14 protein-coding genes are annotated in these 9,695 nt (G+C 38.5%); 9 read left to right on the top strand and 5 right to left on the bottom strand.

The genetic code is table 11. The features are described from left to right. The 3 genes from BAZSYMA_RS07430 to BAZSYMA_RS07440 form a co-directional block, all read right to left on the bottom strand. A partial coding sequence (locus BAZSYMA_RS07430) for a DUF455 family protein (RefSeq protein ID WP_143243149.1) occupies positions 1–376 on the bottom strand: 376 nt, incomplete at its 3' end. Beyond that, positions 363–902, bottom strand: a complete 540-nt coding sequence (locus BAZSYMA_RS07435) for a pseudouridine synthase (RefSeq protein ID WP_090717320.1) — start codon at positions 900–902, stop codon at positions 363–365. The genes BAZSYMA_RS07430 and BAZSYMA_RS07435, both read right to left, overlap by 14 nt. After that, positions 895–1,326 carry a type II toxin-antitoxin system RatA family toxin gene (locus BAZSYMA_RS07440; protein WP_090717323.1) on the bottom strand — a complete coding sequence of 144 codons (432 nt, stop codon included), beginning with the start codon at positions 1,324–1,326 and terminating at the stop codon, positions 895–897. The genes BAZSYMA_RS07435 and BAZSYMA_RS07440 overlap by 8 nt, the downstream gene beginning before the upstream one ends. A 10-nt stretch (positions 1,327–1,336) precedes the next feature. Between BAZSYMA_RS07440 and smpB the strand changes: the two genes are divergently transcribed. The 5 genes from smpB (at position 1,337) to ispG (ending at position 4,747) form a co-directional block, all read left to right on the top strand. Continuing rightward, positions 1,337–1,816, top strand: a complete 480-nt coding sequence (smpB, locus tag BAZSYMA_RS07445; protein WP_090717327.1) for an SsrA-binding protein SmpB — start codon at positions 1,337–1,339, stop codon at positions 1,814–1,816. A gap of 161 nt (positions 1,817–1,977) precedes the next feature. After that, entirely contained in the window at positions 1,978–2,253 is a 276-nt protein-coding gene (locus tag BAZSYMA_RS07450; protein ID WP_090717330.1) for an HU family DNA-binding protein, read from the top strand. A gap of 48 nt (positions 2,254–2,301) precedes the next feature. After that, the gene (rlmN, locus tag BAZSYMA_RS07455) at positions 2,302–3,375 is read left to right on the top strand and encodes a dual-specificity RNA methyltransferase RlmN (RefSeq protein WP_090717335.1); all 1,074 of its coding nucleotides are present in this window, start codon (positions 2,302–2,304) and stop codon (positions 3,373–3,375) included. Next, entirely contained in the window at positions 3,372–3,674 is a 303-nt protein-coding gene (locus BAZSYMA_RS07460) for a hypothetical protein (RefSeq protein WP_090717339.1), read from the top strand. The genes rlmN and BAZSYMA_RS07460 overlap by 4 nt, the downstream gene beginning before the upstream one ends. After that, positions 3,671–4,747, top strand: coding sequence for a flavodoxin-dependent (E)-4-hydroxy-3-methylbut-2-enyl-diphosphate synthase (gene ispG / locus BAZSYMA_RS07465; RefSeq protein WP_090717344.1), 1,077 nt, complete (start codon positions 3,671–3,673; stop codon positions 4,745–4,747). The genes BAZSYMA_RS07460 and ispG overlap by 4 nt, the downstream gene beginning before the upstream one ends. On the opposite strand, the gene BAZSYMA_RS07470 is transcribed toward ispG, so the two are convergent. Both BAZSYMA_RS07470 and dxs read right to left on the bottom strand, forming a co-directional pair. Then, positions 4,733–5,227, bottom strand: coding sequence for a DUF2062 domain-containing protein (locus BAZSYMA_RS07470; RefSeq protein WP_090717349.1), 495 nt, complete (start codon positions 5,225–5,227; stop codon positions 4,733–4,735). The two genes, ispG and BAZSYMA_RS07470, sit on opposite strands and share 15 nt — an antisense overlap. Next, entirely contained in the window at positions 5,224–7,026 is a 1,803-nt protein-coding gene (dxs, locus tag BAZSYMA_RS07475) for a 1-deoxy-D-xylulose-5-phosphate synthase (RefSeq protein ID WP_090717353.1), read from the bottom strand. The genes BAZSYMA_RS07470 and dxs overlap by 4 nt, the downstream gene beginning before the upstream one ends. A 59-nt stretch (positions 7,027–7,085) precedes the next feature. Between dxs and trhO the strand changes: the two genes are divergently transcribed. From trhO to BAZSYMA_RS07495, 4 genes are read left to right on the top strand one after another with little or no spacing between them, the layout of a single operon-like run. Continuing rightward, positions 7,086–8,042: an oxygen-dependent tRNA uridine(34) hydroxylase TrhO gene (trhO, locus tag BAZSYMA_RS07480; protein WP_090717356.1), complete on the top strand. Its 957-nt coding sequence runs from the start codon at positions 7,086–7,088 to the stop codon at positions 8,040–8,042. Positions 8,043–8,049: 7 nt separating this feature from the next. After that, positions 8,050–8,640 carry a class I SAM-dependent methyltransferase gene (locus BAZSYMA_RS07485; protein ID WP_090717368.1) on the top strand — a complete coding sequence of 197 codons (591 nt, stop codon included), beginning with the start codon at positions 8,050–8,052 and terminating at the stop codon, positions 8,638–8,640. A 33-nt stretch (positions 8,641–8,673) separates the two neighbouring features. Continuing rightward, positions 8,674–9,000 (top strand): Grx4 family monothiol glutaredoxin, encoded by a 327-nt coding sequence (gene grxD / locus BAZSYMA_RS07490; RefSeq protein ID WP_090717361.1) that lies wholly within the window; start codon positions 8,674–8,676, stop codon positions 8,998–9,000. A gap of 6 nt (positions 9,001–9,006) precedes the next feature. Then, entirely contained in the window at positions 9,007–9,615 is a 609-nt protein-coding gene (locus tag BAZSYMA_RS07495; RefSeq protein ID WP_090717364.1) for a cation efflux transmembrane domain-containing protein, read from the top strand. Positions 9,616–9,695: the final 80 nt, after the last annotated feature.

A 9,695-nucleotide genomic window follows, 5' to 3' on the forward strand; every position in this document is an offset into this window, starting at 1 on the left:
AATTACTAATCAGCGTAAAGTGCTGCGATTCTTCAAAAGCCACTTTAATCCAATTTTGGTAAAATTGTTTAGGCATATCCTGAAATCGATATACAGCATCCAAGGCAAGATTGATTGCATTAAATTCAATATGACAAATTGCATGAATGGTTTTAATAAGACCAAGGTTTGATTTGTCTCGCTGCGGCACTGATTGAAACCTTACCAACTCAGGTTTCTTAGGTCTACCTGGGTTGGGTATTTTCTGGATCTTCTGTGTGGCTTTATAATTCAGTTTCTGGTCAATGCTAAGTGATTGTAGTTGCTGGGTGAGTTTGATTTTGTCATCAATAACATTACTCATTAAAGCTTGGTGTGTCAGTTCAAAGGCATTCATATTTTCCTAGTTTTATATTATTTAACTTCCAATCGCCAATTTGTGTACGAATCAATCTAAGTGTTGGAAAACCAACATGAGCAGTCATGCGTCTAACTTGGCGGTTTTTTCCCTCAGTGATTTTAAGCTCAATCCACGAAGTCGGAATATTCTTGCGTTTGCGTATTGATGGGTTTCTGCTCCAAAGCCAATCAGGCTGTTGAACGACACTTGCCTTGGCAGGTTTAGTCAGTCCATCTTTTAATGCTACGCCTTGGCTCAATTGAGCAATCGCATCATGAGTAACTTTACCGTCTACTTGTACAAGATAGGTTTTTTCCTTATCAAACTTCGGGTTTGAGATTTGGTGTTGCAGTTTGCCATCATCAGTGAGTATCATCAAACCTTCCGAATCTTTATCGAGGCGTCCCGCTGGATAAAAACCTTTTTCATTAATAAAGTTAGATAAGTTTTTCTCATTGCCACTAAACTGACACAGTATTCCGAATGGTTTGTTAAACAAAATAACAGACGCATGATTACCCATAGATTTGCTTAGCACGCTCAATAAAAGCATCAAGTTGTGTATTGGAGATTGAAGTAAAGACAGGAGTGATTACCATATCAACTAGCTTTGAGGCAAAACTAAATTCTAATTCAAGGTTTATTTTGCAAGCATTATCATTTAGTGATGTAAAAATCCAAGCACCGTTTAATTGCTTAAAGGGGCCGTCTTTAAGTTGCATATCAATACGCACATTTGGTGTTAGTGTATTGAGCGTGGTAAAGGTCTGCTTGAATGTATTTTTATTAATACTAACCGAAGCAGTAATTTCTTGCTCGGTTTGATTTAAAATATCAGCAGATGAGCACCAGTTGAGAAACTGTGGATACTTGTCAATCTGATTAACCAGTTGATACATTTGCTCACAGGAATAAGGAACGATGGCACTTTTAGAAATATGATGCACAATATAAGTAATGGCTAAGAAAAATAAAAAAACAAATGCAAATACAATTGCCGTTAATAAAAAAGCACGACATGACTATTTTATCGAACAAACACTTGAAGCTGGACTTTCTTTAAAAGGTTGGGAAGTAAAAAGCTTGCGTGACAACAAAGTGCAGATTAAAGAAAGTTATGTTATTTTGAAAAATAACGAGCTATTTTTATTTGGTAGCCATATTTCCCCTTTGAAAAGTGCCTCTACACATGTCAATGCAGACCCAACGCGAACACGAAAACTACTACTACATCGTTTAGAGATTAATCGTATCAAGGATAAAATCAACCAGAAGGGTGCTACTGTCGTGCCCCTTAAGTTGTATTGGTCTAAAGGCAATGTTAAATTGGAAATCGGCGTGGCTAAAGGAAAAAAGGCACATGATAAGCGTCAAGATATCAAAGAAAAAGATTGGAAAAGAGACAAACAAAGGGCGTTAAAAGAAAGCCTCAAGTGAAAAAATACATTTTTTATTAAAAAACATTGACACAATAGGGGTTTTTTGTCTATAATTGCGCACACTAACTGTTGAGATGTTGAGTGTGTGTCATTGTTTTCATCTCCTATCTGGTAAAGACTTTTAGTATTTTTTAATAAAAACCTCTCAAGGAGATAAACATGAATAAATCTGAATTAATTGATGCAATTGCATCAACAGCAAACCTTTCTAAAGCAGACGCGGCTCGCGCACTAAATGCTACAACTGAAGCTATTTCTGGCGCTATGTCTAAAGGCGACGGCGTACAGTTAACTGGTTTTGGTTCTTTTGTTGTTAGAGACCGTGCTGCTCGCACAGGCCGTAACCCACAAACTGGTGCAACTATCCAAATCGCTGCATCTAAAGTGGCTGCATTTAAAGCAGGTAAGGCACTTAAGGATGCTGTAAACGGTTAATATTTAACCATTTGCAGAATAAAAGCACCTTCGGGTGCTTTTTTTGTTATGCCAAACAACAAACAAAACCTTTTAAATCTTAATCAGACAGCATTGACCAAGTTTTTCGAAACTTTAGGAGAGAGACCTTATCGCGTTAAACAACTGATGCAGTGGATTTATAAATATCATGAGTTTGATTTTGATAAGATGTTAAATTTAAGTAAAAAATTAAGAGAACAACTTAATGAGGTTGCTTGTATTGAACTTCCTGAAGTAGTGAAACAAAGTCATGCGCTAGATGGTGTGATTAAGTGGGTGATTGACACAGGTAAAGATAATTTCATAGAGACGGTATATATTCCTGAAAAAGACAGAGGTACACTATGTATTTCGTCACAAGTAGGTTGTTCATTGGCGTGCACTTTCTGCTCTACGGGTATGCAAGGTTTCAATCGTAACCTGACAACAGCAGAAATTATCGCTCAGGTGATGATTGCCAAGCAGTATTTAAGTGACAAAGATAGGCGTATTTCTAATGTGGTTTTTATGGGGATGGGAGAGCCTTTGTTGAACGAGCAAGCGGTGTACTCGGCATGTGATTTGTTGCTGGATGATTTAGCGTTTGGGCTTTCTAGACGCAAAGTGACCATTTCAACTTCAGGTGTGGTGCCAGCACTATTGAGAATGGCAGATAGAACGTCGGTGAGTTTGGCAATTTCCTTACATGCGCCGGACGATCTTTTGCGTGATGAGTTGGTACCCATTAACCAAAAATACCCCATTAAAGAGCTGATATCAGCTTGTAAAAATTACTTAAATGCAGGCACACAAGAGCGCCATATTTTGTTTGAGTATGTGATGTTAGATGGGGTAAATGATAGCACTGTTCAGGCTAAGAAATTAGCATTATTATTAAAAGGAATCTCAGCCAAGGTAAATTTAATTCCTTTTAACCCTTTTCCAGAAACTCAATATAAGACTTCAAAAAAGGTTACAATTGCATCATTTCAGGATGTTTTATTTGATAATGGTATTCGCACTACCACCAGACGCACGCGTGGTGAGGATATAGACGGTGCTTGCGGGCAATTGGCCGGTAAAGTTGTCGATAAGACTAAACGCACAAGAGGTATGACATGATAGGTATGGAAGGCATTGAATATCACCCCGGGCAAAGAAAAAAAAGTGGGGGTTTTAAGTTATGGATGTTGTTAGTTATATTTGTTGTTGTTGTTGTTGTTTATTTTTTGAGCGATGAGCAAATACCAAAAAAATTAAACACAGGCTTGATTGTTGTTAAAGAGTCAGAGCCTGATGTAGTTAAAATTGTCTCTATCCCTGTTAATATTGAAACTACCACAAGCAATCCAAGATCAGAAGAGCCTAAGATGCTAGAAAGTTTGGATGAGCTGAATGAGTTTTATAAAAAACAGCAATGAAATCTACCCACAGTATCAAAAGAAGAAAATCTAAGCAAATCTTTGTTGGTAATGTTGCCATTGGTGGCAATGCACCCATTTCTGTGCAGAGTATGACTAATACTGACACACATGATGTTAAGGCAACCGTTGCACAAATACAAGCCATTCAAAATGCAGGTGCTGATTTAGTACGCGTCTCTGTGCCAACAATGGATGCGGCAGAAGCCTTTAAAGAAATAAAAAAACAGGTTAGTATTCCGCTCATTACCGACATTCATTTTGATTACAAAATTGCACTCAAAGTTGCTCAATATGGTGCTGATTGTCTGCGTATTAACCCAGGTAATATCGGACGAGAAGACAGAATAAAAGAAGTAGTGGCATCAGCCAAAGACCACGGAATTCCCATTCGTATTGGTGTTAATGCAGGCTCTTTGGAAAAAGACTTGCAGAAGAAATACACCGAGCCTACCCCTGAAGCCATGGTGGAAAGTGCATTTAGGCATATCGATATTTTAGATAAACTGAGTTTTGATAATTATAAAATATCACTCAAGGCTAGTGAAGTATTTATGACAGTTTTTGCTTATAAACAATTAGCAGCACAAATTGACAACCCCTTGCATTTAGGTATTACTGAGGCAGGATCACTCAGAGCAGGCTCAGTAAAGTCTTCTATTGGCTTGGGTTTACTTCTTGCAGAAGGTATTGGTGATACTATCCGTGTTTCTCTTGCTTCTGATCCAGTAGATGAAATCAAGGTAGGATTTGATATCTTAAAGTCACTTGGCTTACGACAAAAAGGCGTTAATTTGATTGCCTGCCCATCTTGCTCACGACAAAAGTTTGATGTGATTAAGGTGGTGAATGAATTAGAAGCGCGCCTAGAAGATATTAATGAGCCAATTGATGTGGCAGTGATTGGTTGCGTGGTTAACGGACCAGGTGAAGCCAAAGCGGTATCGGTTGGGTTGACAGGTGGCGATCCTAATCTAATGTATATTGATGGTTTAACACACTCTAAAGTAAGCAATGAAGATTTGGTTGAGCAGTTAGAGATGCAAATCAGACGAAAATTAACTTCTTCTTAGTCTTTTGTAGGCTTTTAGTCGATAAGTAAGTTGAACGGCAAAATAACCAAATGTTGAGCTAATAATAGACAATGTCAGGCAACCGAGTAAGAAAGGTTGCCAAATCGTGCCAAACACTTGCCATACATATTCTAATGACATGACAAAGTCTTTTTCTATACTGACATCTAAAATCCAAGCACCAAGTTTATAACAGCCATAAAAAATTGGTGGCATGGTAATAGGATTAGTAATCCACACTAAAGCGATTGATACTGGCAAGTTAGCAGCAAAAATAACAGCACTTGGCGCCGCTAAAAGCATTTGAAAAGGCACGGGAATAAAAGCACAAAACAAACCCACAGCAAAAGCTTTAGAAATAGATTTTCTATTAAAATTCCATAGACTTGAATGGTGTAAATGCTTACCAAGCCATCCTAAGTGTTTGTGATTTTTTAATTCGTTTGGATTAGGGCTATAGTGTTTTAGGAATTTTTTCATGATTTTGCGACATTAATAATACCCTGTGCTGTTAGTTCATATTGTTGATACAATTCTTCTTGCGAGCCTTGTTCAGTAAAGTTATCGGGTAAGCCTAAAATTTGCAAAGGTGTGGTGATTTTTTGCTGATGTAGATACTCACTAATAGCACTACCTCCACCACCTGATATAGCATTATCTTCAATGGAAATCAACTGCTGGTGTGCGTTTGCTATTTTACTAACAAGTGGCTCGTCTAATGGTTTTACAAAGCGCATATCAATCACACTTGCCCCAAGCTCCTTGCCTGCTTCTAAGGCAGCTTCAACTCTATTACCATAAGCAAAAATAGCGATTTTCTCACCTTTTAACAAAACATTACCTTTGCCAATTTCTATTGTGTCTTGAGTCTCATATTTCACCATATTTGCCACACCTCGTGGATAACGAATACAAACAGGTGACTTCATTTTAAAGGCGGTATTGAGCATTTGATACAGCTCTAAACCATTGCTTGGTGCCATAATGGTTAGATTTGGAATGCACCTTAAAAAACTTAAATCAAAACACCCTGCATGAGTAGCACCATCGCTACCCACCAAACCTGCACGGTCAATGGCAAAAATAACATTGAGATTTTGCAGGGCAATATCATGAATAAGTTGGTCGTAACCACGCTGCAAAAAAGTTGAATAAATAGCAACAATAGGTTTTAACCCTTGCGTGGCTAAGCCACCTGCAAAAGTAACGGCGTGTTGTTCGGCAATGCCCACATCAAAATACCGATCAGGGTAGTTTGCTTCAAACTCACTCATGCCAGAGCCAGTACACATTGCAGGGGTGATGGCTATTAAATCTTTATTGTTGCTGGCGGTGTTGATTAACCAGCGTCCAAAAACATGACTGTAACTGTCTAGTGTGCTTGAACCATCAGAGGCAGGTGCGATACCATGAAACTTACAAGGGTCATTTTCTGCACTATCTAAGCCATAGCCTTTTTTGGTAATTAAGTGAAGTAATCTAGGTTTATTTTGTGCTTTTAAGTTTTGCAAAGTTTTGATTAAGGTAGGTAAATCGTGTCCATCAATTGGCCCGTAATATTCTAAGCCTAATTCTTCAAACAAAGTGCTGGGTAAAACCATGCCTTTAAGATGCTCTTCTGAGCGTTTGGCGAAGTTGTGCATGCGTGGCATTTTCTCTAAGAAACCCAGTGATTTGTTTTTCATCGTTGAATACATCTTGCCAGAGATGAGTTTGGTTAGATATTTATTCATGGCACCGACATTTTTTGAGATGCTCATATCATTATCATTGAGAATAATTAGCAAATCTGCCTCACTATCACCTGCATGGTTGAGTGCTTCGAACGACATACCACCAGTGAGCGCACCATCGCCAATCACGGCAATAGATTTGCCATCATCGTGGTTAATGCCATTGGCAATTGCAATGCCTAAAGCGGCACTAATTGAAGTTGACGAATGTCCAGCGCCAAAACTGTCGTGTTCGCTTTCTTGCCTTTTGGTAAATCCAGATAGGCCATTTTTTTGACGCAGAGTATGCATTCTGTCCTTACGCCCTGTGAGGATTTTGTGTGTATAAGCTTGATGTCCAACATCAAACACAACGCTGTCTTTCGGTGTGTCAAATACATAATGTAGGGCAATCGACATTTCAATTGTGCCCAAATTAGATGCAAGATGCCCACCGGTTTTTTGTACATTGTCAATTAAAAATGCACGGATTTCATCCGCTAAAGACTGTAACTCATCTAAATCAAGTTGCTTAATATCTGTTGGTGAATGAATTGAGTTGAGCATAGAATCCTTATTTTACATTTCAAATGGTAAAATAACGCAATTTGTTTTGGGATTTTTGCATGTTTACCGTTTGTGCCTTATATCAATTTGTTCGTCTTGATGATTTTGAAGTGTTTCGCAAACCTTTGCGTGCACTGATAGATGATTTGGAAATCAAAGGCACCCTTCTTTTGGCGTTAGAAGGTTTGAATGGTACAGTTGCTGGTACACAAGAGGCAATTGATATATTTCTTAAATTTCTTGAAGATGATGGGCGTTTTAACAACTTAGAGATTAAATTTTCTTATAGTAAAAACTTACCGTTTAAGCGACTTAAAGTTAAACTTAAAAAAGAAATTGTCACGCTGGGTGTGCAACACATTGATCCGCTTGCCTCAGTCGGTACTTATGTTAAACCCAAAGATTGGAATGCATTGATTAGTGATCCTGATGTGTTGTTGATTGATACTCGCAATGATTACGAGTATGGCATCGGTAGTTTTCAAGGTGCGATTAATCCAAATACGGAGACTTTTAGAGAATTCCCTGCTTATACCAAAGAACATTTAGAGCAATATCGTGATAGGAAAGTGGCAATGTTTTGCACGGGTGGTATTCGTTGTGAGAAGTCAACCGCTTATCTAAAATCACAAGGTTTTAAAGAAGTTTATCACTTACAAGGTGGTGTTTTGAAATACTTAGAAGAGGTTGATAAAGCTCAGAGTATGTGGGATGGCGAGTGTTTTGTATTTGATGAGCGTGTTGCGGTTAAGCATAATTTAGAGCAAGGGCAATATGACCAATGCCACGCCTGTCGCTATCCGATTGCCGATGTTGATAAGCAACACAGACATTACGAAAAAGGCGTTTCTTGTCCACGCTGTTTTGGTACACGCTCTACAGAACAACTCAATCGTTATAAAGAAAGACAACGCCAGATTGAGTTAGCAAAGATGCGTGGCGAAGAGCATATTGGCGATAATGCGGCGCAGATAATTAATGTCAAAGCGAAAAAGAAAACCAAAAATCAGGCGTAAAAATAATATGTTTATTCGTAGCGATATTCCCAAACTCAAGCAAGATTTAACCATTCAAACCAATTTATTGAGCCATGATTTAACGCTTAAAACACGCTGGGGTGTGTTTTCACCTCGTTCGATTGATGATGGTACGCTATTACTTATGAAATATTTGAAAGTGGGTGAGGCAGATAAGTGTCTAGACCTTGGCTGTGGCTATGGGCCAATTGGCTTAGCAGTGGCTAAATCTTGCCCAAAGGGTGAAGTGCATATGGTGGATAAGGATTTTATTGCGGTTGAATTATCCAACACCAATGCTAAACTCAATCATATTGATAACACTAAAGCCTATTTGTCAGATGCGTTTTTGAGTGTCAATAAAGACAATTATTTTGACCAAATCATCTCTAATGTGCCCGCTAAAGTCGGCAGAGAACAGTTAAGTATTATTTTGTATGATGCTTTTGATGCACTCAAGCTAGGCGGTAGGATTACTTTTGTTACTATTAATGGCTTACGACATTTTATTAAAGATAATTTTAAATCTGTTTTTGGTAATTACAAAAAACTCAAGCAAGGGCAGAAGTACACAATTTCTCAAGCAGTAAAAGAGTAAAATACTCAGGTATTAAATATTAAGGAGATAGACATGGATGCAATAGAAAGAATTCAAAAGCAAGTAGACAGTGCCGCAATCGTTTTATATATGAAAGGCACACCACAATTCCCACAATGTGGTTTTTCAGCCACCGCTGCAAAAACACTGGCATCAACAGGTGTTGAATTTGCCTATGTGAACATTTTTGAGGATCAAGAAGTGATGCAAAATTTACCTGCTTTTGCCGATTGGCCAACCTTCCCACAAATCTATATGAACGGCGAACTTGTTGGCGGTGGTGATATTATTGTGGAAATGGCAGAAATGGGCACCTTGAAGGCTGCCATGCAAGAAGCCACGGATAAATTTACCAATTAATAGTTAATGGGGCAGTGTTGTGACAGCAACTGTAGTTTAGACAGCAATAAAAAAAATCAGCGCACCAGTCTAAGGTGGGTATTTGCCATCAATGTCACTATGTTTTTTGTTATTGGATCGGCAGCCATACAAGGCAACACCAGTGCATTATTGGCAGACAGTTTGGACAACTTTGGTGACAGTGTTACTTATGCACTGAGTTTGTATGCACTGGCTCAAGGGGCAATATTCAAAGCCAAAGTTGCTTATTTTAAAGGTATTTTAATCCTTCTCAGTGCGCTGTTTATCATTGGGCAAGTGGGTTACAAATTCTTTGTGCCCAGCCTGCCTGTTTTCGAGATAATGAGTGTTTTTAGCTTATTAGGGCTAGTGGCAAACAGCCTTTGCTTGTTAATATTGTGGCGCCATCGAAACGAAGATATTAATATGACTTCGGTTTGGGAATGCTCTAAAAACGACATTATGGTTAATTTATCAGTATTAATAACCTCAGGGGCAGTTTGGCTAACGGATTCTGGCTATCCCGATAGTGTAGTTGCCATTATATTATCAGGATTTTTATTGCGCTCTGCGTGGCGGATTATTGCCTTATCAAAGGCAGAATTAAGTCAGTAGAGACCTTTGCATAAATAGGAACAATCATCAGAAACCCACTTTTCACCCACTTGGCGATTTTTTAAACCCAGTCTTAGCCC

The sequence above is a fragment of the Bathymodiolus azoricus thioautotrophic gill symbiont genome (assembly GCF_001298715.1).
GTDB lineage: Bacteria > Pseudomonadota > Gammaproteobacteria > PS1 > Pseudothioglobaceae > Thiodubiliella.

Bases quoted from the DNA above. Each gene is read 5' to 3' on its own strand.
- BAZSYMA_RS07495 (WP_090717364.1), top strand. From the start codon at position 9,007: ATGGGGCAGTGTTGTGACAGCAACTGTAGTTTAGACAGCAATAAAAAA.
- BAZSYMA_RS07460 (WP_090717339.1), top strand. From the start codon at position 3,372: ATGATAGGTATGGAAGGCATTGAATATCACCCCGGGCAAAGAAAAAAA.
- BAZSYMA_RS07485 (WP_090717368.1), top strand. From the start codon at position 8,050: ATGTTTATTCGTAGCGATATTCCCAAACTCAAGCAAGATTTAACCATT.
- dxs (WP_090717353.1), bottom strand. From the start codon at position 7,026: ATGCTCAACTCAATTCATTCACCAACAGATATTAAGCAACTTGATTTA.
- BAZSYMA_RS07450 (WP_090717330.1), top strand. From the start codon at position 1,978: ATGAATAAATCTGAATTAATTGATGCAATTGCATCAACAGCAAACCTT.
- ispG (WP_090717344.1), top strand. From the start codon at position 3,671: ATGAAATCTACCCACAGTATCAAAAGAAGAAAATCTAAGCAAATCTTT.
- BAZSYMA_RS07470 (WP_090717349.1), bottom strand. From the start codon at position 5,227: ATGAAAAAATTCCTAAAACACTATAGCCCTAATCCAAACGAATTAAAA.
- BAZSYMA_RS07435 (WP_090717320.1), bottom strand. From the start codon at position 902: ATGGGTAATCATGCGTCTGTTATTTTGTTTAACAAACCATTCGGAATA.
- trhO (WP_090717356.1), top strand. From the start codon at position 7,086: ATGTTTACCGTTTGTGCCTTATATCAATTTGTTCGTCTTGATGATTTT.
- rlmN (WP_090717335.1), top strand. From the start codon at position 2,302: ATGCCAAACAACAAACAAAACCTTTTAAATCTTAATCAGACAGCATTG.
- grxD (WP_090717361.1), top strand. From the start codon at position 8,674: ATGGATGCAATAGAAAGAATTCAAAAGCAAGTAGACAGTGCCGCAATC.
- smpB (WP_090717327.1), top strand. From the start codon at position 1,337: ATGGCTAAGAAAAATAAAAAAACAAATGCAAATACAATTGCCGTTAAT.